Here is a 23,341-nt window from a genome sequence, read left to right on the forward strand (position 1 = left end):
TGGGTTCGCCTTAGGCGCCCAGGCGCTCACCGATGAACTTCACCGCATCGCCGACGGTCTGGATGTGCTCGGCGGCGTCATCCGGGATCTCGATGTCGAACTCTTCTTCGAAGGCCATGACCAGCTCGACGTTGTCGAGGCTGTCGGCGCCCAGGTCGTCGATGAAGCTCGCCTTTTCGGTGACCTTCTCGGGGTCGGCGTCCAGATGTTCGATGACGATCTTACGCACGCGCTCGAGGATGTCGGACATTCGCTTAAGTCCCTTGTGTTTCGCTAAATCCATCCGCGACGGCCGACGGGATGTCAACCGTTGCGGATATACGGGTAGAGACCTTCGCCTCGCCGGTTCGCGCGGCGACGTAGCATGTTCGCTACGGCCACGCCAGCGGGCTCAGATCATGGCCATGCCGCCGTTCACATGCAGGGTTTGCCCCGTCATGTAGGCGGCTTCGTCGCTGGCCAGATAGACGCAGGCAGCGGCCACTTCGGCCCCCGCGCCCAGTCTTCCGGCCGGGATCGTGCCCATGATCTGGGCCTTCTGCTGCTCGTTCAGCGCGTCGGTCATCGGGCTCTCGATGAAGCCAGGCGCCACGCAATTCACCGTGATCCCGCGCGATGCGACCTCCTGGGCCAGGGCCTTGGAGAAGCCGATCATGCCGGCCTTGGAGGCGGCGTAGTTGGACTGCCCCGGATTGCCCATCACGCCGACGACCGAGGTGATGCCGATGATTCGGCCATGGCGCCGCTTCATCATGCCGCGCATCGCCGCACGGCTGAGCCGGAAGTAGCTTTCCAGGTTGACCTTCAGGACCGCATCCCAGTCCTCGTCCTTCATCCGCATCAACAGGCCGTCGCGGGTGATCCCGGCATTGGCGACCAGGATGTCGATGCCCGCGCCGGCGGCTTCCTCGGCGCGCGCCAGCAGGCTGTCGACCGATTCCGCATCCGCGAGGTTGGCCGGCACGGCGAAGGTGCGGCCGCCGAGTTGCTGGGCCAGGTTCTGCAGCACCGCCTCACGCGTGCCCGACAGCACAACGGTCGCGCCGGCGGCGTGCAGCGCCTTGGCGATCTCACCCCCGATGCCGCCGGTCGCGCCGGTGACCAGGGCGGTCTTTCCCGTCAGGTCGAACATCTCAGAGTCCCTTCGCAAAGGCTTCAAGGTCGGCGGGGGTGTTGAGCGGGGTCGCCTCGGCGTCCGGGGCGATGCGCTTGGCCATGCCCGACAGAACCTTGCCGGCGCCGGCCTCGGCGAAACGGGCCACCCCGCCCTCCCCGGCCAGCCAGATCATGCTCTCGCGCCAGCGCACGCGGCCGGTGACCTGCTCGACCAGCAGCCGGCGGATCTCCTCGGGGTCCAGGGTCGGGCGAGCGGTGACGTTGGCCACGACCGGGGCGCGCGGCGCGATGATCGTGGCGCTGGCCAGGGCCTGGGCCATCTCGTCGGCGGCCGGCTGCATCAGCGGGCAGTGGAAGGGCGCCGAGACGTTCAGCGGGATCGCCCGCGCGCCCAGCTCCTTGGCCTTCTCGATGGCCACGTCGACGGCGGCCTTGTCGCCCGAGATCACCACATTGCCGTTGTTGTTGTCGTTGGCCACCACGCAGACGCCGACCTTCGAGCCGGCCTCGGCGGCGGCTTCGGCCAGGGCCACGTCGGTCTTCGGGCCGATCAGCGAGGCCATCGCGCCCGCGCCGACCGGCACGGCCCGCTGCATGGCCTGGCCGCGCAGTTTCAGCAGCCGCGCGGTGTCGGCCAGGCTGATCGCGCCGGCGGCCGCCAAGGCCGAATATTCGCCCAGCGAGTGGCCGGCCACGAAGGCGGCCTTCTCGATGCCGACGCCGAATTCCTTCTCCAGGGTCCGGGTGACCGCCAGCGAGACGGCCATCAGGGCCGGCTGGGCGTTCTCGGTCAGGGTCAGGTCCCCTTCCGGCCCCTCGCGCATCAGCGCGAACAGCTTCTGACCCAGGGCGTCGTCGACTTCCTGGAAGACCTCACGGGCGGAGGCGAACGCCTCGGCGAGGTCCGCGCCCATCCCGACAGCTTGGCTGCCCTGGCCAGGAAAAATGAAGGCGAGGCTCATTGCGCGTCTCCCACGCACTTACGATTCCGAGCCGGGAGGGTTAGGGGATAAGCCAAGCCCCGGCAAGGCGGCGATCGAGAACGGGAGGATGTCATGCGCGCGGTGATCCGGCGGAACAAGCAACTGATCTGCGACGACATCGCCGATCTGCAACCCGACCAGGGACAGGTTCTGGTCCGCACGCTCGCCTGCGGGATCTGCGGCTCCGACCTGCACGCGCTGCATCACATGGAGCACATGATCGACCTCACTCGCCGCGCCGGCGGCATGGGCGATGGCTTCGACCCGACCGCCGACACCGTGTTCGGTCACGAATTCTGCGCCGAGATCCTCGAGCATGGCCCCGGCACGACCGGCGCGCTGAAGGCCGGCACACGGGTAGTATCGATCCCTGCCACCCTGACCCCGGTCGGCGGCGTCGAGATGCTCGGCTTTTCGAACAACCTGCCTGGCGGCTTCGCCGAGCGGATGATCCTGTCCGAAGCGCTGCTGCTGCCGGTCCCTAACGGCCTGCCCACCGACAAGGCCGCGCTCACCGAGCCCTTCGCCGTCGGCGCGCACGCGGTCGCCAAGGCCCGCCTCGATCCCAACAGCGTCGCCCTGGTGGTCGGCTGCGGCCCGGTCGGCCTGGCGGTCATCGCCGGCCTGAAGGCCAAGGGGCACGGGCCGGTCATCGCCGCCGACTTCTCGCCCCGCCGCCGGGCGGCCGCCGAGATGCTGGGCGCCGACGTCGTCATCGACCCGGCGGTCGAAAGCCCGCACTCCCACTGGGAGGGCTTCGGCGTCCCCACCGCGCGCGCGGCCCAGAACGTGGTCCGGATGATGGGCGGCAGCTTCGGCCGCCCGGTGGTGTTCGAGTGCGTCGGCTCGCCCGGCGTGCTGCAGAGCCTGATCGAGGCCTCGCCCGCCGGCGCGCAGATCGTCGTCGCCGGCGTCTGCATGGAGAGCGACCGCATCGAGCCGGCCATCGCCATCACCAAGGAGATCGAGCTGACCTTCGTGTTCGGCTATTCGCCGGAGGAGTTCGCCGCCACCCTGCACGACATCGCCGAAGGCCGGATCGACGTCAGCAACGTGGTCACGGGGACGGTCGGTCTCGACGGCGTCGCCCAGGCCTTCAAGGATCTCGGCGATCCCGAAGCGCACGTGAAGATCCTGGTCCAGCCCTAAAGTTTCATGGGGCTGACATAGCCGGTCAGCTCCAGATACCCGCGCCCGTCCTGGCTGCGTACGGCCCCCTCCCAGTAGACAGGGCCGCCAGAGGCGCGGCTGTCCAGCTCCTGGTCGTCGAACAACGGCTTCAGCGTCCAGCGCCTGGGCCCGCCGGGCGTTTGCACGGCGACCGTCCGCTCGATCGGATAGACCGCGCCCGTGCGTGGCGAGCGCCAGTTCCGTTGCGTCGTGAACCGCACCTGCGAGGGCGCGAACCGCACCGTGCGGCCGTCGGCGCCCCGCAGCGATCCCCCGGACCACAACGCCTTGCCGGCCGCGTCGCGCACCTGGAACGCCATCAGGGCCCCACCGTCGTCGAGGTTGAGGCCGACCCAATCCCAGCCGACGGCTGACGGATCGAGCAAGGTCGACGACCATTCGCGGTCCAGCCACGCGGTGCCTGTGACCTTTACCGCCTTGCCGCCGCGCCGCACGGTTCCGGACGCCTTCAGTTGCGGCAGGCTGTAGTAGTAGCTCGCCTGGCTCGCCAGCGGTCCCTTGCGGCTGAACCCGGCTTCGCCCTGCAGCAGCACCGGCTGGGTCGGGGTGAAGGTCAGGTCTAGCACGAACCCCTCGCCTGACGCCTTGGTCGCAAAGCGGCCGTCAGCGCCGCGCCTCAACCGCCAATCGTCGATCACCAGGTCCGCGTCGCCCACCTGCGCCTCCGCCAGCCCGAACCCGGCCCTGGCGATGCGCTGGCCGTGCATCAACTTACCGACGGCCGGGTCGGAGATCGCTGCATGGGCGAACAGAATCTGCCGCAGGGCGAAGGCGCTGGGATTGTCGCTCGCGCCCGGCGGCCGCGAGCGGAAGAAGGTCACTTGAAATCCGAGGTCCTCGCCGCTCTCCGTCTTCAGCCAACCCGTCACGTACCACCACTCGGTCCGGAATCCTGGATGCGCGCCATGATCGCTGGGGAACGTCAGGACGGCGCCGGGCCGCACGACCGAGTAGCCTGGCGCCTCGGCGAGCGCGGGCACGGCCCAGGCGGCCAGCAGCGCTAGACAGGCGAGCAGCCAACGCCGCATCACCAGTCCTCCCGCACAGCGCGCACCGCGTCCGCCGACACCGCGCGCCGGCCTGCGAGCAGCGCCGTGCCGGCCGCCGAGGCGACGAGAGCGGCCGCGACGCCGGCGAGCAGCCCCCACGGCAGCCGCGTTTCCATCGTCCAGTGGAACGACTGCGGGTTCACCACGTGGATCAGGACCTGGCTCATGATCAGCCCGAGCCCGATCCCCGCCAGCCCCCCGACCGCGCCCAGCAGCGCGCCCTCGGTCGCCAGCATGGCGACGATCTGACGACGGGTGACGCCTAGGTGCCGCAACATCCCGAACTCCTTGGTCCGCGCCAGGGTCTGGGCCGAGACCGTCGCCGCCACGCCCGCCAGGCCAACCACGATCGCGATCGCCTCCAGGGCGTAGGTGACCGCGAAGCTACGGTCGAACAGTCGTAGCGCCATGTCCCGCAGCGCCCGGGGCTCGGCCACGGTCACGCGACCAGCCAGGCGCTGCGGAACATTGGCCTCCAACCGCGCAGCCACCGCCTTGCGATCGGCGCCGGGCGCAAGCGTCACGGAAGCCTCGCTGCGCGAGCGATCGCCGGTCAGCGCCGTGTAGTCGTGGCTCTCCAGGGTCACGGCCCCGTGCTGCCGGGCGTAGTCGCGCCAGACGCCGGTCACGAAAAACCCCTGCGGCGGCGCGCCAGCGATCGGCAGCCCGATGCGCTGGCCGACTTTCCAGCCATAGAGCCAGGCCGCCGGCTCCGAGACATAGACGGGGATCGTCCCCGGCGGCGCGGTCGCCGTGCGACCGATCATCGGCGGCGCGCCGGCGTCCAGCCCGCCCTCCGGTCGCGCGATCAGCGCCAGCGGCGGCGCGTCCGCGCTCATCCGCAGCGTCGTGGTGCGCATGAATGCGATTCGCGCGACCCCCGGGGTGGCCGCCAGCCTCGCCTGGTCCTGCGGATCCAACCCTCCCCCTGTCCCGGCCGCCTCGATCCGCAGGTAGAGGTCGGCCGGCAGCACCTGCGCCAGCCAGTCCTCGACCGAGCCCCGGAAGCTGGAGACCATCACAGCCATCGCCACCATCAGGCTGGTGCTGGCCACCACGCCGCAGAGCGCCACCGCGGCCTGCGACGGCGCACCCCAGAGCCGCTTGACCGCCAGCTCCGGCGCGACGCTCCCGAACGAGCGGCCTTTCAGATCCGACAGCAGCACCCGCGCCAACCACGGCATCGCCGCCACGCCGCCCGCCAGCAGCAGCGCCATTGCGGCATAGCCGAGCAGCGGCACGCCGCCGATCGCCGGCCCGAAGGCGGCGCCGGCCCCCGCCGAGAGCAGCAGGATCGACGGCCAGATCGCTGGCGTCGCCCGCGGGTCTACCGCGTCGCCGTCGTTCTTGAGCGCCACCGCCGGCTGGGCGCGGGCCGCTTCACGCGCCGGCGCCAGGCTGCCGACGATCGCCGTCGCCAGGCCGAGCGCCAGGAACAGCAGAGCCGGCCCGGGAGAGAACGCCAGTTGCGGCGCGGACTCCCCGAAATAGCCGCCGCCGAGATCACCGCCGAGCAAGGCCAGCGCGCCGTTCGCGAGCGCGACGCCGAGCCCGATCCCGATCAGGCCCCCGGCCAGGCCGACGACGACGCCTTCGGCCAACACCTGGGCGAGCAGCCCCCGGCGGCGCACGCCCAGCACCCGCAACAGGGCGAACTGCGGGCGCCGTCGGGCGACCGAGAGCGATTGCGCCGAGTAGACAAGAAAGCCGCCGGTCAGCAGCGCCATCAACGCCAGCATCTCCAGATTGACGCGATACGCCCGGCTGAGGCTGTCGCTGCGCCGCGCCTCGCTGGTCTGGGTGACCAGCTGGGCGTCATTCGGCAGCACCGCCCGCAGGCGCTCGGCCACACGGGCCACATCCGCGCCGCCGGCGAGCTTGAGGTCCAGCCGCTGCAGCCGGCCGAGGGCGCCCAGTTTCCACTGCGCGGCGGCGATATCGAGCACCGCCACCTTCCGCTCGTCTCCCACGCCTGGAAGCACGCCTGCGACCTTGAACACCGCCCGCCGCCCGCCGGCGCTGAGCTCGATCTCCTGGCCGACCGCCCGGCCCTGCAGCGCCGCTGGCGACAGGAAGACCGCCCGTTCGTCGAAGGCCGCCTCCAAGGTCGGGCCGCGCGCCTCGCTCGCCTCGGCCGCCAGCGGCCGGCCGATCAGGCTGGGGGTGACATAGGCCGCGCGCAGAACATCCAGGCCCAGGACGGTGAGGGTTTCGCCCGGCCGGTCGGTCCCGGCCTCCAGCTCGACGACCGGGCTCACCGCGGCGACGTCGTCCATGCGCGAGAGTTCAGGATAGAGTCCCTCGGCGAACCCGCGAGTGGTCGTCGAGCGCACCTGCAGTTCGGCCTCGCCGTTGACCGCGCTGACCGCCTTGGAGAATTCGCTGAGCGCCGAGGCGTTGACCAGGTGCACCGCTAGCCCCAACGCCACGCCGACGGCGATGGCGACCGCGGCGGTTATCACCCGCATCGGGTGGGCCCGCCACTCGCCCAGGATCATCCAGCGGGCGGCCAGCCCCCGCTGCTCAGGCGCGCGGGCGTTCGACAAGGCCTTCCCGTCCCAGGATGAGCGTGCGGTCGGCCGCCGCGGCCGCGACCTCTGAGTGGGTGACCAGCACCACGGCGGCGCCGGACCGCCGGACCTCCTCGGCGAACACCTGCAACACCCGGTTGGCGGTCTCCGGATCGAGATTGCCGGTCGGCTCGTCGGCCAGCAGCAGGCCTGGTCGATGGATCAGGGCGCGGGCGATCGCCACGCGCTGCATTTCACCGCCCGATAGCTGGCGCGGATAGTCGCCGCCGCGACCGGCCAGCCCTACGGCCGCCAGCATCCGATCGGCGTGGTCGAGGGCGTCATCTCCGCCCCGCCCCTGCAGCGCCAGCGGCAGGGCCACGTTCTGGCCGAGGGTCAGGTGCGGCAGGATATGGAACGCCTGGAAGACAAAGCCGACGCGGTCCCGCCGCAGCAGGGTGCGGGCGTCGTCGTCCAGACCAGCCAGGTCCACGCCGTCGATGGCGATCGCGCCCGCATCGGCCTGGTCGAGGCCAGCGATCAGGTTCAGCAGGGTCGACTTGCCGACCCCCGACTCGCCCATGATCGCCACGAACTCGCCAGCCGACAGGCGCAGGTTCAGCCCCTCGAACAGCACGCGGCCGCCGGGCACCGACTTGGCGAGGTCCGAGATCTGCAGAACGGGCGCGGTCATCGGCGTCATCCTAGCCTGAACCGCGCCCTCTGCAGCTAGGATGGTTTGGGCGGCGGCGGCGCCAGCCGGCGTTGGGCCAGGGCCGTGCAGGACGCGACGCCGATCGGGCCGCTCTCGTCGTAGACCCGGGCGTCGCCCACGGCCACGCCGTCGTCGGCGCCGTGATAGACGCTCTCGAAGCCGACCCATTCGGTGTCCGGCAGCTTGTGCAGATAGAGCGTCACGTCCGAATTGATGTAGCCCAGGCCCTGGTCGCCGACGTGGGTCAGCGGGCTGACGAAGTCGCAGGCCACCGCCACGCGCTGGAACGGGGTCAGCGGCTCGCCCTCGACGATGTCGCGCACTTCGCTCATCCAGGTGCGGCGCTGCTCGGCAGTGGCGAAGCCGCCGCTGATCGGCCGCGAGGCCCACATGCCGCCCATGCCGCCGCGGTTCTCCGGCTCGGGAATGTCGAGCGGCGACGGGACGCTCCAGTTGCCCGGCTTCCAGACGTTGCCTTCCGAGTTCTCGGTCCGCTTGAGGAACTGACAGGTGGCGCGCGCCATGCTGACGCCGCCGGAGATGAACTCGGCGTCGATCACGCGGATGCGGCCGCTCTCACGCACCACCTTGGTGGTGACTTCGATCGGGTCGAAGCCCGGCAGCTTGTACATGTCGACGGTCAGGCGGGCGGGGATGAATTCCGCATCGCCATGCTTCTGCTCAAGCACAAAGCCGAGAAGACCAATGATGACCCGTCCATGGAGAGAGTTGGGATTCCAGGGACCGCGGCCGGCGGGGGTTGGGACGAAATATTGACCGTCCCGTTTGAAAAAGGGTTCGTTCGTCATGGCGCGGGACCATGACGGATTCCCATGGGGCGGCCTAGGTCGCCCGCGAGATCGGAAGCCCTTGCCTCGTCTCAACCCCTGGCGACGAAATTCCTTTCGTCGCCGCGCATTTGCGCGCCGCAATCGGACTGCCCTAAGCTCGACCTTGGCACGATCACTTCGAGAGGCAGTTCCCGAATGCGTATCCCATTCCTTGGAAAAATGGCGGCTGGCGCCATGTTGAGCAGCATGACCGCGTTTCCCGCCGCCGCCCTGCCCGATCCGAGCGACCCGTACGTCTACATGGAGGAGATCGAGGGCGCCCGCGCCATGGCCTTCGCCAAGGCCGAGAACGAGCGCTCGCTGCCGCAGCTTCAGAACGATCCGCGCTACGCCAAGCTCTATGACGACGCCCTGGCGATCGTGACGGCCAAGGACCGGATCACTCCCGTCGGCTTTGCGGGCGACGCGACGCTCCGCAACTTCTGGCAGGACGCCGATCACGTCCGCGGCGTGCTGCGTTCGACCACCCTCGATAGCTACCGGACCGGCCAGCCGGAGTGGCGCACCATCCTGGACATCGACGCCCTGGCCAAGGCCGAGGGCAAGAACTGGGTCTACAAGGGCGCCGACTGCCTGGCGCCGGATGACCGCCTTTGCCTGATCTCCCTGTCCGATGGCGGCAAGGACGCCGTCGAGGTCCGCGAGTTCGACATCCAGACCGGCACGTTCGTGAAGGGCGGTTTCCTGCTGCCTGAGGGCAAGCACCGCGTCAGCTGGGTCGACGCCGACACCCTGGCGGTCGCCACCGAGTGGACCAAGGGCGAGGTCACGACTTCCGGCTATCCCTTTGTCATCAAGCTGCTGAAGCGCGGCCAGGCGCTGGCCGACGCCCGCGAGGTGTTTCGCGGCAAGGCTGACGACGGCGGTTACGGCGTCAGTCCGATCGCGCTGCGCGACGCCGACGGCAAGCTTCAGGCCCTGATCGCTCACCGCCCGCTCGACACCTTCAACGCCGAGCACCACCTGGTCGACGAACGCGGCGCCACGCGTTTGCCGCTGCCTCTGCGCTCGTCGATCCAGGGCCTGCTGGACGGTCAGATGCTGCTGACGCTGGAAGAAGCCTGGGCGGCGCAATCGGGCCAGTCGGGCGACGTCGTGGCCCTCGACCTCGCGGCCCTCAAGACCGACGCCGCAAACGCCAAGGCGACGCTGGTCCTACGCCCGACCGACAGCCAATCGGTCGAGCAGGTGGCCACGACCCGCAACCGTCTGGTCGTCGCGCTCTACGACAACGTCAAGGGCGGCGTGCTCAGCTTCCGCCACGACGCCAAGGGCTGGACCTCGACCAAGCTCGACCTTCCCGCCGACGTCTCGGTCGGCATCGCCTCGGCGTCCGACCGGGACGACCGGTTGATCCTTCAGGTCGCAGGCTTCCTAACCCCCTCCACCCAGTTGCTCGCGGACGCCGCCAGCGGATCGCGTGAAACCCTCCGCACGCTGCCGCCCCGGTTCGACGCCTCCAAGCAGATGGTCGAACAGCACTGGGCCACCTCGAAAGACGGGACCAAGATCCCCTACTTCCTGGTCCGGGCGAAAGACATGAAACTCGATGGCCGCACGCCCACCCTGCTCTACGCCTATGGCGGCTTCCAGGTCTCGCAGACGCCCAGCTACGCCGCCACCGTCGGCAAGCTGTGGCTTGAGCGTGGCGGCGCCTATGCGATCGCCAACATCCGCGGCGGCGGCGAGTTTGGGCCGCGCTGGCACGAGGCCGGCCTGAAGCTGAACCGCCAGCGGGTCTATGACGACTTCTTCGCGGTGTCGGAGGATCTTATCGCGCGCAAGGTCACCAGCCCGGCCAAGCTCGGCATCATGGGCGGGTCGAACGGCGGACTGCTGATGGGCGTGGCCCTGACCCAGCGGCCGGAGCTCTACAAGGCCGTCGTCATCCAGGTGCCGCTGTTCGACATGATCGGCTACACGCACATCGGCGCCGGCGCCTCGTGGGTCGGTGAGTACGGCGACCCGGCCAATCCGGAAGAGCGGAAGGTGATCGACACCTACTCGCCCTATCAGAAGCTGGCCAAGGGCCAGCCCTATCCGCGGGTGTTCCTGGAGACCTCGACCAAGGACGACCGCGTGCATCCGGCCCACGCCCGCAAGGCCGCCGCCCGGCTCAAGGAGCTCGGCTACGACTACCTCTATTACGAGAACATCGACGGCGGTCACGCCGCCGCCGCCAACCTCAACGAGACGGCCAAGCGCCAGGCGCTCGAATACACCTATCTCAGCCAGCAGCTGATGGACTGAAGGCGGACCCCGGGCGGGCCTCGACCGCCCGGGCCTCCACCTCGTCGCCGCACTCCGAACAGGTCATCACCGGCTGGAAGTCGCAGCCGCAAGCCTTGTGACGGCGCAGGATCGGCGGACCGCGGCCGTCGTCGTAGTAACGGTCGCCCCAGCTGACCACGGCCAGGATGACAGGATAGAGGTCTAACCCCTTCTGCGTCAGCCGGTACTCATGGCGAACCGGGCGCTCCTGGTAGGGCGCCTTCTCGAGCACGCCCTCGTCGGTCAACACCTTCAGCCGGTCGGCGATGATCGTGCGTGAAATGCCAAGGCGTTCCTGAAAAGCCTCGAACCGCCGCACGCCCAGGAAACAGTCGCGCAGGATCAGCAGCGTCCAGCGGTCGCCGATCACCGCCACGGACCGCGCCACAGAGCACGGCTCCCGGCTCAGCTCGTCCCATTTCATCGCCGGCTCCATCCGCCATTGACCACGTCCAGAATCGATACCATGGTCAGTCCAGAAAATAAACTTATGGGAGACGAGCCATGGCGGCCTGTCTGGTGGTCGGCGCCGGCGACGGCGTCGGCGGAGCGATAGCCCGCGCCTTCGCGGCCCAGGGTATGGAGGTCTGCATCACGCGGCGGGCCCGCAACCTGGAACAGTTGGAGGAACTGGCCCAATCGATCCGCGACGGCGGCGGCAAGGCCCGGGCCTACGGCGTCGACGCCCGATCCGAAGAGGAAATGATCGCCCTCGTGGACAAGATCGAGGCCGAGGTCGGCCCACTGGAGGTCGTCGTCTTCAACATCGGCGCGAACGTCCGCTTCAGCCTTACCGACACGACTTCACGTGTGTTCCACAAGGTCTGGGAGATGGCCTGCTTCGCCGGCTTCCTGACCGGACGGGAGGCGGCCCGCGTGATGCTGCCGCGCGGCCGCGGAACCATCCTCTTCACCGGGGCCTCCGCCTCGCTACGCGGACGGCAGGGTTTCTCGGCCTTCGCCGCCGCCAAGCATGGGCTGCGGGCCCTGGCCCAGTCAGCCGCCCGCGAGCTCGGCCCGCAGGGAATCCACGTCGCCCACGTGGTGGTCGACGGCTCCATCGACGGGGTCTTCTCGCGCGCCAACATCCCCGACCTGGAAGCTCGGCTGGAGGGCGACAGCATCCTCAAGCCCGACGAGATCGCCAGCAACTATGTCTGGCTGCACAAGCAACAACGCTCGGCCTGGACGCACGAACTGGATCTGCGCCCTTGGACCGAGACCTGGTGAGGAACGCCCCATGACCAAGACCGTCGAGTTCATCTTCGACTTTGGCAGCCCGAACGCTTACCTGGCCTACACCGTGCTGCAGGACATCGCCCGGCGGACCGGGGCGCAGGTGGCGCTGACGCCGTGTCTCCTGGGCGGGATCTTCAAGATCACCGGCAACCAGGCGCCGATGACCGCCTTTGGAGGCATTCAGGGCAAGCTCGCCTACGAGGCCTTGGAGACCAAGCGCTTCGTGGCCAAGCACCAACTCGACCGCTACCAGTTCAATCCGCACTTCCCGGTCAACACCCTGCTGATCATGCGCGGCCTGGTGGCGGCGCGTCGGCTGGGCGTCGAACAGGCCTATCTCGACACGGTCATGGCCGCGATGTGGGAACGCGGCCTGAAGATGGACGATCCGCAGGTCGTGGCCGCCGCGCTGACCGAGGCCGGCCTCGACGCCAAGGCGATCCTCGAGGCGACCCAAGACCCTGACGTGAAGGCCGAACTGATGGCCAACACCGAGCGGGCGGCCGCCCGCGGCGCCTTCGGTATCCCCACCTTTTTCGTCGGCGCCGAGATGTTCTTCGGCAAGGAGCGGCTGGGCCAGGTCGAGGAGGAGCTGGCGGCCTAGCGCCGCCGGCTCGAACCGGTCTAACACTCCCTTCGGGGGAGCTGGAGCCGGCTATGGACGTGGATTCGACAGGCGGGGCGGTGACGGGCGCGGTGCTGGCCGCCGCCGTCGAAAAGCCGGCCGGCAAGGCCGGCGAGCACAGCCATCATTGCGACGACTGCGGCGCCGAAGTCAGCGGCCGCTTTTGTGCGAACTGCGGCCAGCCGGCCCACACCCACCGCACCCTGCTGCACCTGGGCGAAGAGATCTTGCATGGAGTGATGCACTTCGACAGCCGGATCTGGCGCACCCTGCCGCTGCTGGTCGTTAATCCCGGCCGGCTGACCCGCGAATGGGTGCTCGGCAAGCGGACGCGCTACGTCTCGCCGCTGGCCATGTACCTGTTCACCGTCTTCGTGATGTTCATGATCCTGAGCTTCATGCCGGTGAACACCCAGATCGAGGCGGCCGAGACCGCGGTGCGCGACGCAGCCAGCGGCCCCGCCTCGACCGGCACGACCTACATGATGGCCACCAACGCGGTGGTTCAGGCCGAGGTCGCGCTGGAGAACGCTCCCAAGGGCGACGACCCGGCCTCGGTGGCCGCGCGGGCCGCGCTCCAGGCGCAGTTGGCCAAGGCCAGGGAAGCTGAAAAGGCCGCGGACGCAGCAATGGAGAAGGCGCCGACCGCGCCCAACGTCGCGGTCATGGGCGCCAGCCTCGCCGACACCCTGCAGGAAGCCATCGCCAAGGGCGACCTAAAGGTCAACACCGGCGACAAGCAGCTAGACAAGAAGCTGACGAAGAAGCTGCAGAACCCGGAGCTCACGCTCTACAAGCTGCAGCAGACCTTCTACAAATTCTCGTTCCTGCTGATCCCGATCTCGATCCCTTTCGTGGCGCTGCTTTTCCTCTGGAAGCGCGGCTTCACGCTCTACGACCACGGGGTCTTCGTACTCTACTCACTGACCTTCATGGCCATGCTGATCATGCTCACGGCCGGGCTCATGCGTTTCGGCGGCCTGCTTGCGGCCCTCGCCCTGCTCGCCGCCACAGCGATTGCCCCCGTCCACATGTTCGCCCAGGTCAAGGGCGCCTATGGCCTGACGACCTTCTCGGCGCTCTGGCGCACGGCCATGCTGCTGCTGTTCTGCGGCCTGGCGCTGTCGCTGTTCCTCGCCGCGGTCGTGATGCTCGGCGTGGCCGGCTAGCGGCGCTTAGAAGAACTGCGCCAGGTTGCGGCGCACGCGATCCAGCACCGGCTCGTCGCTCTCGTCGATCGCGAAAGTTTGGCCGGTGATGGTCTCGAAGGCCTGGATATAGACGGCCGCCGTATCGACCAGCATCTGCGCCGGGATTTCCGGGATCGGGTCCTTGTACGGATCGCAGCGCTCGGCCACCCAGGCGCGCACGAAATCCTTGTCGAAGCTGTCGGGGCGCCGGCCCTCGGCGAAGCGTTGCGGGTAGCTCTCGGCGAACCAGTAGCGGCTGGAATCGGGCGTATGGATCTCGTCGGCCAGGATGATCTGGCCGTCGGCGTCGACGCCGAATTCGTACTTTGTGTCGACCAGGATCAGGCCGCGCTCGGCGGCGATCTGCTGGCCGCGGGCGAACAGGGCCAGGGCGTACTTCGAGAGCGTCTCCCACTGCTCGGCGGTCAGCAGCCCCTGCTCGACGATCTGCTCCGGCGTCAACGGCTCGTCATGGCCGCCGTCGAAGGCCTTCGAAGTCGGGGTGATGATCGGGTGCGGCAGCTTCTGATTGTCGGCCATCCCGTCCGGCAGGCGGTGGCCGTACATCTCCCGCTCGCCCTTCTTGTAGAGCGTCAGGATCGAGGTTCCGGTGGTCCCGGCCAGATAGTCGCGCACGACGATCTCGACCGGCAGGATGTCCAGCCGGCGGCCGATCACCACGTTCGGATCGGGATAGGCCAGCACATGGTTCGGACAGATATCGGCGGTCTTCTCGAACCAGAAGCGCGCCGTCTGGGTCAGGACCTGTCCCTTGAACGGGATCGCCGCCAGAATGCGGTCGAAGGCGCTGATCCGGTCGCTGGCGATGATGATCCGCCGGCCGTCCGGCAGGTCGTAGTTGTCCCGCACCTTGCCGTAATAGGGGTTCGGCAGCTCGGGAATGATCGCGTCGCGCAGAACGCGATGAGCGTTGCGAGCCAGAGCCGTCTTGTCCATGGGGGCGATCCGCGTCCTAGAGCTTGAAGCGGCTCTCTAGCCTATTGCACGCGTAAGGCCACCCCGGAACGCTACTGGCCAGGGCCCAACGTCTGAATGATCCGCGCGATCGCCGGCAGCATGAGCACCCCGATCAGGCACGGGAAGATGAACAGGATCAGCGGCACGGTCAGCTTGACCGGCAGCGCCAGCGCCTTCTCCTCGGCCCGCAGCATCCGCTTGGCCCGCATGTCGAGCGAGAACACCGACAGGGTCTCACCCAGGCTGGTGCCCATTTCCTCGGCCTGGCGCAGCATGGTCGCCAAGGCGCGAGCGTCGTCGATCCCAAGCCGGTCGGCGAACGACGACCAGGCATCCTTGCGCGCCTTGCCGGCCCGCAGCTCCAGGGTCAGCATCCGCAGGTGGATGGTCAGGCGCGGATAGCGGCGCACCAGTTCGTCGGCCACGCGCGAAACGGCCGCATCCAGGCTGAGCCCCGCCTCCACCGAGGCCACCAGCAGGTCCAGCAGGTCGGGAAAGCCGTCGGAGTATTCCAGCTCGCGGTTCTTCTGGCGCGCCTTCAGCACCTGGTCGGGGCCGAGCAGCGCGACGCCGGCGAACAGGCAGGCCACCGCGACGGCGCCCACGCCTCCGCCCTTCAGGGCGAACGGCAGTACGGTGACGACAGCCAGGGTCGCGACGGCGAGGGCCGCCGCGCGAGCGCCGAGATAATAGATCGCCGCGTCGCGGTTGAAGAAGCCGGCCCGGGTCAGCCGCATGCGAAGCTCGGAGACCTGCGAAGGGTCGCGGATCGCCGCCTGTTGTCCAAGCCGCTTCACCCCGCTGCTCAGCCGGCCGACCAGTCGCCGCTGCCCGAACGCGTGGGCGCCGGCCAAGGTCGCCGCGCCCGGGGACTGGAAGCGCGCGCGGCGCTGGGCCCGCAGGCGCATTTCCCCGGCCATCACCGCCGCCCCGCCGAGCGCGGCGACGGCCAGCAGCCCAAAGGCCGCCAGGGTCATCAGGTTCTGGATCCGGGCGAGGTCCATGGTCAAATCCGCATGTCGATCATCTTGCGCATGACGAGATTGCCGATCAGCATCCAGCCGCCGATCACCATCAGGCCGATGCGCACCATCGGCAGGTGGATCACCTCGCCGTAGAACTCCGGCGACAGCAGCATGATCGCGCCCGCCGCCAGGAACGGCGCGGCGGTCAGGATCAGCGCCGAGGCCCGCCCCTCGGCGGTCGCCGCCTTGACCTTCAGGCGCATGCGCAGCCGGTCGCGCACGGTTGCGGCGTTGAGCTTGAGCAGGCCTGTCAGATTTCCGCCGGCCTTCTCCTGCAGCCGGACAGTGGCGGCGAACAGGTCGACGTCGGCATGCTGGCAACGTGCCGCCATCCGGTTGATCGCCTGCTCCAGCGTCGCGCCATAGGCGATCTCGTCGGCCGCCATGCCGAACTCCGAGCCGATCGGATCAGGCATCTCGCGCCCGACCAGGGCCACGGCAGTCGGAACAGGGTGCCCGGCCTCCAGGCTGCGGACGATGATCTCCAGCGCCTGCGGCAGTTGCTGCCCCAGCGCCACAGCGCGGCGATCGGCTTTGAATTTCAAAAAACCGAGCGGGCCCGCCAGGCCTAGCAGCGCCGCGCCCACGGGGATCATCAGCAGCTGGCGCGTCCCCGCGAAGCCGAGGATCGCGCCGGCCAACGCCAGGCCCACGACGACCGCCAGCCAGCGCCGCCCGTCATAGGGGACGCCTGAACGGATGACGAGTTCGCTCAGCCAGGCCCAGCCGCCCCGCGCGTCGCCGGCCGCGTTGAGCCCCCGCTGCTTGCGCAGTTCGACCACCAGCTCGGCGATGCCGCCGCCGGTGCGCTCGGCGACCAGCAGCCGGCGATTGACCTGTTGCTTGACCTTCGCAGTTCGCAGCAGGCCGACCGCGGCCTGCGCTGCGGCGAACACCGCGGCGAACACCAGCACCAGGTAGACCGAGGTCACGTCGAACGCCATCAGCCGAGCACCCGGCTCGGATCGAAATAGGCGGTGTCGTAGGCGATGCCTCGCCGCATCATCTCGTCCAGGCAGCGCGGACGCAGGCCCGAGGCCCGGAACTCGCCATGCACCACGCCGTCGGCTGTCGTATGGCTGCGATGAAAGGCGAAGATCTCCTGCATCTGGACCACCTGGCCCTCCATGCCGACGATCTCGCTGACGCTCATCATCTTCCGCTTGCCGTCCGACATCCGCATGATCTGGATGATGATCCCGACCGCCGAGGCGATCTGGCCGCGCACAGCCTCGGGCGACAGCTTCATTCCCGACATCGCCACCATCTGTTCCAGGCGGGTGATGGCGTCGCGCGGGGTGTTGGCGTGGATGGTGGCCATCGAGCCTTCGTGGCCGGTGTTCATGGCCTGCAGCATGTCGAAGGCCTCTTCGCCCCGGACCTCGCCCAGGATCACGCGGTCCGGACGCATGCGCAGGGCGTTCTTGACCAGCTCGCGTTGACGAATTTCGCCCTTGCCTTCGATGTTGGGCGGCCGTGTCTCCATGCGCACCACGTGCGGCTGCTGCAGCTGCAGTTCGGCGGCGTCCTCGATGGTGATCAGCCGTTCCTTGTGGCTGATCGCCGACGACAGCGCGTTCAGTAGCGTCGTCTTCCCCGAGCCGGTGCCACCGGAAATCACCGTCGAGACCCGCGCCTTGACCGCGCCGTGCAGGAACTCGGCGACGCAGGCTGGCATCGCGCCCACCTCGACCAGCTTGTCCAGCGTATAGGGCTTCTTCGAGAACTTCCGGATCGAGACGCAGGCGCCGTCGATGGCGATCGGCGCGATGGCTGCGTTCACACGGCTGCCGTCGGGCAGACGCGCATCGACCATCGGCTGGCTCTCGTCGATGCGGCGGCCGACCCCGGCCACGATCCGGTTGACGATGCGTAGCAGGTGGTCGTTGTCGCGGAACCGGACCGGCGTCGGCTCCAGCTCCCCGCGCCGTTCGACATAGACCTGGAACGGGCCGTTGATCAGGATGTCGTTGATGCTGTCGTCCTTGAGCAGCGGCTCGATCGGCCCCAGGCCCACCATCTCGTCGTGGACCGAAGCGCCCAGTTCCTCCAGTTCGGTGGTGTTCAGGACCAGACGCTCGGCGCGGGCGAAATCGGCCACCAACGCCAGCACCTGGCGCCGCAGCTCGCCCTCCGCCAGGCTTTCCAACTTGGAAAGGTCCAGTTCGTCGATTAGCCGCGCATGCAGCTTGAGCTTGATGTCGAGCAGGTGATCGGTGGGCGCGGGCGCAAGCGGCGGGGGCGCAGCGACCTCCACCGGCCGGGCGTCCTGCGCCGTCGGGGCAGGTTTTGAGGCGAGCGTGAAGCGGGCCATCAGGCGGCCCTCCGCGGGCGCCAGCCGCTGCGTCGCGCCGCCGGCGTCTGGACGCCCAGCAAGCGGTCGACGACACCCGCCACGTCCCTGACGATCTTGGATTTCGGACGATGCTGGCTGATCGGCCCGCCCAGGTTTACCGACGCGGCCGCGGCCTCCCAATCGGAACTGATCCCGGCCTCGGCCTTGCGCTCCAACGCCCGTTCGGCCTCCGCCATCGAGGGCGCAGGCCCGAACATCCGGCTGGCCAGCCGGTTGAGCACGATGCGGGTCCGCACGCCGACCGGAAGCCCGGCCTCGATCTCACCTGCCAGCGCCCGCGCCGCCAGCAGCGCCGGCACCGTCAGCTCCGAAACCACGAAGATTTCGTCGGATCCAGCCAGCACCTCCAGCGTCCAGGGGCGCCGATGCCGTGGCATGTCGATGATCACGAACTCATAGGCCTCGCAGGCGATCTCAAGGATCCGCAGCACCGCGTCCTTGGAGATCTGCTCGAAGGCGAGCGGATCACGCGGACAGGCCAGGAGGTCCAGGCCCTTGGCGATCGGCGTCGTGAACGCCGCCAGCAGCGCCGCATCCATGCGCTCGGCGGCCGGACCGAACTCGGCCAATCCCATCGCCGCCGCGGCTCCGAGATAGGCGGCCGCGGCCCCGTCGGCGAGATGCAGGTCGATCAGGCAGACCGCATGATCGCGATTGGCCCGCGCGGCCAGCAACGCCGCGAACTCGATCGCAAGGGTCGTCGCCCCGGCCCCGCCCACCGCGCCGACGACCGACCAGCAACGCGACGTGCTCTCGGCCGCCGCCGTGGCCTCGGCGCCGGCCGCGTCAAGCAGGCCGAAAACCGCCTCGCGCACCTGGTCGTCGCTATAGGGCGGCTCCAGCACGTCGGACTGCAGCCGCATCGCCGCCCGCACCAGGCCGGCGGGCAGCCTCGCCCCGACCAGCAACACCGGCGGCGCCTGTCCCGAAGCGGCCAGGGCGTCCAGCGCGGCCGTCAACGCCTGGGGTTCGTGCTCCTCGACATCGACCAGCGCCAGATCGACCGAGGCTCTCCTGGCCTCGGCCAGTCGCTCCAGCCCGGCGCTCTCCAGCGCCGCACCGAACAGCGGTCCCCGCGCCAGCGGCGCGAGACCGGGTCCCACCGCCAGAACGCGCCTGCCAAGAAGGCTCCAATGGGTCATGACTGCGACCTCGAACTCACCCGTTACTGTCCTGCCGGACCTGTCCCGACCGGCGCCGACAAAGGCTTGTCGAGCGCCATGCCCAGGAGGATCAGGTCGATCGGATTGGTTTCCCGCCCAGCCATGATCCGGGTCTCGCCGGTCAGGTCCTCGGCGGTGGCCAGGCGCGGCGTGACGATGATCACCAGCTCCGATTCCTGGCGCTTCCAGCGCGCCGATCGGAACAGCGCACCGATCACCGGCACCTGGCCGATCCCCGGCAACTGCCGGATCGCATTGGCGTAGTCCTGCTGGAACAGGCCCGCGACCGCGAAGCTCTCACCGGACTTCAGTTCCACGGTCGTGGCCGCCCGCCGAACGGTCAGCGAGGGCACCTCCATCCCGTTCAGCCGCAGGTTGGCGCGGGTGTCCAGCGCACTGACCTCGGGCGCGACCAGCAGCCGGATCAGGCCGTTGTCCTGCACCACGGGCTCGAAATCGAGCTTCACTCCGAACTCGCGGAATTCGATCGAGACCGTGTCTCGGCCGTTTGGCACCGGGAACGGGAACTCGCCGCCGGCCAGGAAACTGGCTTTCTGGCCCGACAGCGCAACCAGGTTCGGCCGCGCCAGGGTTCGCACGACGCCCTTCTCCTCCAGCGCCTGCAGCATCAGGTCGATGTCGACCGACCCGATCGAGCCGCGGATCTGCAACGCGCCCTGCGGCGTGCTCGGCCCGATCAGGCCCGAACCGGTGGCCAGCGCGAAATTGACCCCGTCAGTGGCGGCCAGGTTGAACCCGATGTCCTTCAGGTCCGAACGGCCGGCCTCGAGCACCCGGACCTCCAGGATCACCTGCTGCGAGGCACGGACGGTCAGGGCGCTGGTGATGCTCTCGGGCGCGAACTTGTCGGCCAGGGTCTTGGCCTTGGCGGCGACGGCGGTCGTTGACACCTCGCCGGTCAGCAGCAGGCCTTCGCCCAGATTGCGAACCTTGATGACCTCGCCGGGAATGGCGGCCGCCAGATCCGACTGCAGGGCCTCGGCGTCGTAGCCGACCCGCACGTCGACCACTTCCTGCAGCGCCCCGCCCTGGCCGTAGATCAAAAGGTTGGTGGCGCCCAACGTCTTGCCGCGCACATAGAAGCTACGGTCGGTGGTGGCCACGATCTGCGCTGTGTCGGGTTGAGCCACCACGATCTTGGAGGCCGGTCCATCCAGTCGGAACGACAGCGACTTGTTCTTCGGTACGTTGATCGTGCGGCTGCGCACGGCTTCGCTGACGAAGGTTTCGGCCTGAGCCGGGACGTGGGCGACGCTCAGGGCGCAGGCCAGCGCGGCCAGGGTGATACGCGGCATCAAACTAACGCTCTTCATGAGGTTACGCGCCGGGGTGCTTGGCCCCGCCCTCCCCCTCGACAATGGTGATCACCGAGCGGCCTGCGCCGCTGCTCGGCGTCGGCGCGCGCCAGGGGCGAGCGGCGGCGGTCTGCGCCACGCGCGGGGCGCCGCCGACTACTTCCCGAGCGCCGACCGGCGCGGCCGGTTCGACCTCCGCCTGGCCCAGCGCCCGCAGCGCCAGCGACAGCGAGCCGAGATTGGCCGCCACGGCCAGCTTCTGAGCATCGCGCACGCTGACCTCCAGCGTCGCGGTGCTCGGCGCCTCGGGCTTGTTGGAGGTAGGGTCGGCGTTGAGGTCGACCCCAAGCACCCGCACGTTCTGAATGACCACCTCGGCCTGCAGCATCTTGCGGCTGTCGTCGTCCGACAGGTTGCGCATCAGCACCACATCGACGCGATCGCCTGGCAGAGCGTGGCCGCCGACGCCGGAGATGTCCGACACCCCGATCGTATAGGCCCGCATGCCGGCGCCGATCTCAGCGGCGACCGACGGACGGGCGCCGGGCCCGCTCAGCTTGGTCGGCAACAGCGCCTCGCGCGCCAGGATCGTCGACAACGCGACCGGCGCGCCGCCGTGGTCCTGCGCCAACACCTGATCGACGTTCGTGAACGCGCCGGCCGGCGCCGCATCGCGCGGGATCTGGACGAGCTTGAGGTGGCTGGCGTCGAGGCGCTCGCCGTACTTGATGTCCTTGGCGGCGACCACGACCGGCACGCCGCTCACGACCGGCGCGGGCGTCGCCGCGGCGGCTACATTGCCATGCGCCGGCAACGCAACCTTGGCCACGAACAACGCACCCAGCCCAAGCGCGGCGGAGGCGCCCAAGCTCACCATCGTCCCAACTCGCATCGCCCCACCCCTGGATGCTACGCAACATCAATGAGTTAAGGAGGGCCGCTGTTGCGATAACCGTAACAAAGAAGGTCAACGCCGCGTCAACTAAGGCCAAGCTTAGGGTTGGCCGCGGTCCGTGTTTCGGCCGACATTCGGCACGCGCAGACAAGCTGTCGGCAGGCGCCTATAGTGCAAGGGATTCCGGAGGATTCCACATGCGCCGTCTCGCTCTCGCCGCCGCCGTCGCGGCCCTCGCCGCCACCCCCGCGTTCGCCGCTCTCAAGGAGGGCGCCAAGGCCCCGGACTTCACCGCTCAGGGTTTCCAGGCCGGCAAGCCGATAACCTTTTCGATGGCCCAGGCCCGCAAGAGCGGCCCGGTGGTGCTGTACTTCTTCCCGGCCGCCGAAACCGCCGGCTGCAACCTCGAGGCGCGCCTGTTCGCGGAGTCGATCGACCAGTTCAAGGCCCAGGGCGCGACCGTCATCGGCGTCACCGCCGGCAACCTCGACAAGCTCGCCTCGTTCTCGGCCGACACCGAGAAGTGCTCAGGCAAGTTCCCGGTCGCCGCCGACCCGAGCGCCAAGATCGCCGCCAACTACGACGCCACCCTAGCGGTCAAGCCCGGCTGGTCGAGCCGCACTTCGTATGTGATCTCCCCGTCGGGCGAAGTGATCCATGCCTATTCGGACCTCAAGGCGAACGACCATGTCACCGAGACCCTCACCGCGGTGAAAGCCTGGCGCGCCAAGCATCCGAAGTAGCGACTACGAAGGCGTCGCGCTCGGAATCGTCTCGTCGCAATCGAGAATCTCGCACATGCGCGCGAACATTTCCGATTGCACCTCGGGCATGAGCTCCTTCATCAGCGGCGCCATTTTGGCGCCGAGTTGCGGGCCCTTTTCGATCATCGCCTTGCCGCTGGGCCCCTCGTAGAACGCCACGACGTCCTCGAGTTCCTTCTCGGTGAACATCTCGGCCAGGATCGGCGCCATCCGCGCGCCCATCCTGGCCATCATCTTCTGCGACACATCACGCATCACGCCCAAGAACGCCTCGCGCTCCTCTGGCGTCAGGCTGTCCAGCCTTCCCTCGATCATGGTCGGCGCCAGCTGGTCCATGACGACGTTCATTGACGCCTCAAGATTCATCGCCTTGACGTAGCGCTGCGCCAGATCCAGCTGGCGTGCAGAGGGCGACGGCTGGGCGCTCGCCGCACCCGCCAGAATCATCGCCGCCAGTCCCGCGACCAAGCTCGTTCCGACCCGCGCCCACATGCGCCCAACCCTCGATTGCAGGATGTGCGAAGCTGCACCGCTGCGCCCGACCTGGCAACACACGGAAAAGCCTTGCCCTGCAACCGCTTTTCCCGTACTAGCCCGCCTCTTCACGGAAGGCGGTCTTGGGCCGGAACGCGAAAGGATCGGGAAACTCCCGGTCGCCGCGCCTCAAGAGCCATCGTTTTCGGCGCTCAACCCGACGCCGCTAGCGCCGCCTTCCAAACGGGAAAAGGAACCATGGCGCTCTACGAGCACGTTGTTATCTCGCGGCAGGATATCTCGCCGCAACAGGCTGAAGCCCTCAACGACCAAATCAAGGCTCTGATCGAAGAAGGCGGCGGTTCCGTCGCGAAGATCGAGTACTGGGGTCTGCGCAACCTGACCTACCGCATCAAGAAGAACCGCAAGGGCCACTACTCCCTGCTCGCCATCGACGCCCCCCCGGCGGCGGTGAAGGAGATGGAGCGCCAGCTCTCGCTGAACGAAGACGTGCTGCGCACGCTGACCGTTCGCGTCGAGGAACTGGACCTCGAACTCTCCCCGGTTCTGGCTCGCCGCGATCGCGAACGCGAACCGCGCCGTGAAGAATTCCAAAGCTAAGAAAGGGAG

The 23,341-nt window shown here is 68.7% G+C and carries 23 protein-coding genes; 7 read left to right on the forward strand and 16 right to left on the reverse strand.

The window, feature by feature from the left end; translation table 11 throughout:
* Positions 1-10: 10 nt before the first annotated feature.
* From OUA97_RS06580 to fabD, 3 genes are all read right to left on the reverse strand, one after another.
* Positions 11-250: an acyl carrier protein gene (locus OUA97_RS06580; RefSeq protein ID WP_056019455.1), complete on the reverse strand. Its 240-nt coding sequence runs from the start codon at positions 248-250 to the stop codon at positions 11-13.
* A 141-nt stretch (positions 251-391) separates the two neighbouring features.
* Positions 392-1,132 (reverse strand): 3-oxoacyl-[acyl-carrier-protein] reductase, encoded by a 741-nt coding sequence (gene fabG / locus OUA97_RS06585; RefSeq protein WP_267231026.1) that lies wholly within the window; start codon positions 1,130-1,132, stop codon positions 392-394.
* Position 1,133: 1 nt separating this feature from the next.
* A complete protein-coding gene (gene fabD, locus OUA97_RS06590) occupies positions 1,134-2,078 on the reverse strand; it encodes an ACP S-malonyltransferase (protein ID WP_267231027.1) in 945 nt (314 codons plus the stop codon).
* Positions 2,079-2,171: 93 nt separating this feature from the next.
* Between fabD and OUA97_RS06595 the strand changes: the two genes are divergently transcribed.
* Positions 2,172-3,248, forward strand: coding sequence for a zinc-binding dehydrogenase (locus OUA97_RS06595; RefSeq protein WP_267231028.1), 1,077 nt, complete (start codon positions 2,172-2,174; stop codon positions 3,246-3,248).
* Here the strand turns inward: OUA97_RS06595 and OUA97_RS06600 are convergent.
* From OUA97_RS06600 to OUA97_RS06615, 4 genes are read right to left on the reverse strand one after another with little or no spacing between them, the layout of a single operon-like run.
* Complete coding sequence (locus OUA97_RS06600) at positions 3,245-4,318, reverse strand: carotenoid 1,2-hydratase (RefSeq protein ID WP_267231029.1); 1,074 nt, start codon at positions 4,316-4,318, stop codon at positions 3,245-3,247. The genes OUA97_RS06595 and OUA97_RS06600 overlap by 4 nt on opposite strands.
* Positions 4,318-6,885 (reverse strand): FtsX-like permease family protein, encoded by a 2,568-nt coding sequence (locus OUA97_RS06605; protein ID WP_267231030.1) that lies wholly within the window; start codon positions 6,883-6,885, stop codon positions 4,318-4,320. Before OUA97_RS06605 ends, OUA97_RS06600 begins: the two co-directional genes overlap by 1 nt.
* Complete coding sequence (locus OUA97_RS06610) at positions 6,863-7,543, reverse strand: ABC transporter ATP-binding protein (protein WP_267231031.1); 681 nt, start codon at positions 7,541-7,543, stop codon at positions 6,863-6,865. The genes OUA97_RS06605 and OUA97_RS06610 overlap by 23 nt, the downstream gene beginning before the upstream one ends.
* Positions 7,544-7,578: 35 nt before the next feature.
* Positions 7,579-8,253, reverse strand: coding sequence for a hypothetical protein (locus OUA97_RS06615; RefSeq protein ID WP_323690530.1), 675 nt, complete (start codon positions 8,251-8,253; stop codon positions 7,579-7,581).
* A gap of 348 nt (positions 8,254-8,601) precedes the next feature.
* Between OUA97_RS06615 and OUA97_RS06620 the strand changes: the two genes are divergently transcribed.
* On the forward strand, positions 8,602-10,665 hold the full coding sequence (locus OUA97_RS06620; RefSeq protein WP_267231033.1) for a prolyl oligopeptidase family serine peptidase: 2,064 nt from the start codon (positions 8,602-8,604) through the stop codon (positions 10,663-10,665).
* Here the strand turns inward: OUA97_RS06620 and OUA97_RS06625 are convergent.
* A complete protein-coding gene (locus OUA97_RS06625; protein ID WP_267231034.1) occupies positions 10,643-11,110 on the reverse strand; it encodes a winged helix-turn-helix transcriptional regulator in 468 nt (155 codons plus the stop codon). The two genes, OUA97_RS06620 and OUA97_RS06625, sit on opposite strands and share 23 nt — an antisense overlap.
* A gap of 80 nt (positions 11,111-11,190) precedes the next feature.
* Here OUA97_RS06625 and OUA97_RS06630 point away from each other — a divergent pair, with 80 nt between their 5' ends.
* From OUA97_RS06630 to OUA97_RS06640, 3 genes are read left to right on the forward strand one after another with little or no spacing between them, the layout of a single operon-like run.
* On the forward strand, positions 11,191-11,916 hold the full coding sequence (locus OUA97_RS06630; RefSeq protein WP_267231035.1) for an SDR family NAD(P)-dependent oxidoreductase: 726 nt from the start codon (positions 11,191-11,193) through the stop codon (positions 11,914-11,916).
* Positions 11,917-11,926: 10 nt separating this feature from the next.
* Positions 11,927-12,529, forward strand: a complete 603-nt coding sequence (locus OUA97_RS06635) for a 2-hydroxychromene-2-carboxylate isomerase (protein ID WP_267231036.1) — start codon at positions 11,927-11,929, stop codon at positions 12,527-12,529.
* A 53-nt stretch (positions 12,530-12,582) separates the two neighbouring features.
* A complete protein-coding gene (locus OUA97_RS06640; protein WP_267231037.1) occupies positions 12,583-13,719 on the forward strand; it encodes a DUF3667 domain-containing protein in 1,137 nt (378 codons plus the stop codon).
* Positions 13,720-13,725: 6 nt separating this feature from the next.
* Here the strand turns inward: OUA97_RS06640 and OUA97_RS06645 are convergent, their stop codons facing one another.
* From OUA97_RS06645 to cpaB, 7 genes are all read right to left on the reverse strand, one after another.
* Positions 13,726-14,697 (reverse strand): phosphoribosylaminoimidazolesuccinocarboxamide synthase, encoded by a 972-nt coding sequence (locus tag OUA97_RS06645; RefSeq protein WP_267231038.1) that lies wholly within the window; start codon positions 14,695-14,697, stop codon positions 13,726-13,728.
* Positions 14,698-14,768: 71 nt separating this feature from the next.
* A complete protein-coding gene (locus tag OUA97_RS06650) occupies positions 14,769-15,722 on the reverse strand; it encodes a type II secretion system F family protein (RefSeq protein WP_267231039.1) in 954 nt (317 codons plus the stop codon).
* A gap of 2 nt (positions 15,723-15,724) precedes the next feature.
* Positions 15,725-16,687, reverse strand: a complete 963-nt coding sequence (locus OUA97_RS06655; RefSeq protein ID WP_267231040.1) for a type II secretion system F family protein — start codon at positions 16,685-16,687, stop codon at positions 15,725-15,727.
* Entirely contained in the window at positions 16,687-18,057 is a 1,371-nt protein-coding gene (locus OUA97_RS06660; protein ID WP_267231041.1) for a CpaF family protein, read from the reverse strand. The genes OUA97_RS06655 and OUA97_RS06660 overlap by 1 nt, the downstream gene beginning before the upstream one ends.
* On the reverse strand, positions 18,057-19,202 hold the full coding sequence (locus tag OUA97_RS06665; protein WP_267231042.1) for an AAA family ATPase: 1,146 nt from the start codon (positions 19,200-19,202) through the stop codon (positions 18,057-18,059). Before OUA97_RS06665 ends, OUA97_RS06660 begins: the two co-directional genes overlap by 1 nt.
* 62 nt (positions 19,203-19,264) lie before the next feature.
* Positions 19,265-20,578, reverse strand: coding sequence for a type II and III secretion system protein family protein (locus OUA97_RS06670; protein WP_267231043.1), 1,314 nt, complete (start codon positions 20,576-20,578; stop codon positions 19,265-19,267).
* Positions 20,579-20,600: 22 nt separating this feature from the next.
* Positions 20,601-21,446, reverse strand: coding sequence for a Flp pilus assembly protein CpaB (gene cpaB / locus OUA97_RS06675; RefSeq protein ID WP_267231044.1), 846 nt, complete (start codon positions 21,444-21,446; stop codon positions 20,601-20,603).
* 224 nt (positions 21,447-21,670) lie between these two features.
* Between cpaB and OUA97_RS06680 the strand changes: the two genes are divergently transcribed.
* Positions 21,671-22,216: a peroxiredoxin gene (locus tag OUA97_RS06680; protein WP_267231045.1), complete on the forward strand. Its 546-nt coding sequence runs from the start codon at positions 21,671-21,673 to the stop codon at positions 22,214-22,216.
* Positions 22,217-22,219: 3 nt separating this feature from the next.
* On the opposite strand, the gene OUA97_RS06685 is transcribed toward OUA97_RS06680, so the two are convergent.
* Positions 22,220-22,843: a DUF2059 domain-containing protein gene (locus OUA97_RS06685; protein ID WP_267231046.1), complete on the reverse strand. Its 624-nt coding sequence runs from the start codon at positions 22,841-22,843 to the stop codon at positions 22,220-22,222.
* A 126-nt stretch (positions 22,844-22,969) separates the two neighbouring features.
* On the opposite strand from OUA97_RS06685, the gene rpsF reads away from it, so the two are divergent.
* Complete coding sequence (gene rpsF, locus OUA97_RS06690) at positions 22,970-23,332, forward strand: 30S ribosomal protein S6 (RefSeq protein ID WP_267231047.1); 363 nt, start codon at positions 22,970-22,972, stop codon at positions 23,330-23,332.
* Positions 23,333-23,341: the final 9 nt, after the last annotated feature.

The organism is Phenylobacterium sp. 58.2.17, from assembly GCF_026411515.1.
Taxonomy (GTDB): Bacteria; Pseudomonadota; Alphaproteobacteria; order Caulobacterales; family Caulobacteraceae; genus Phenylobacterium.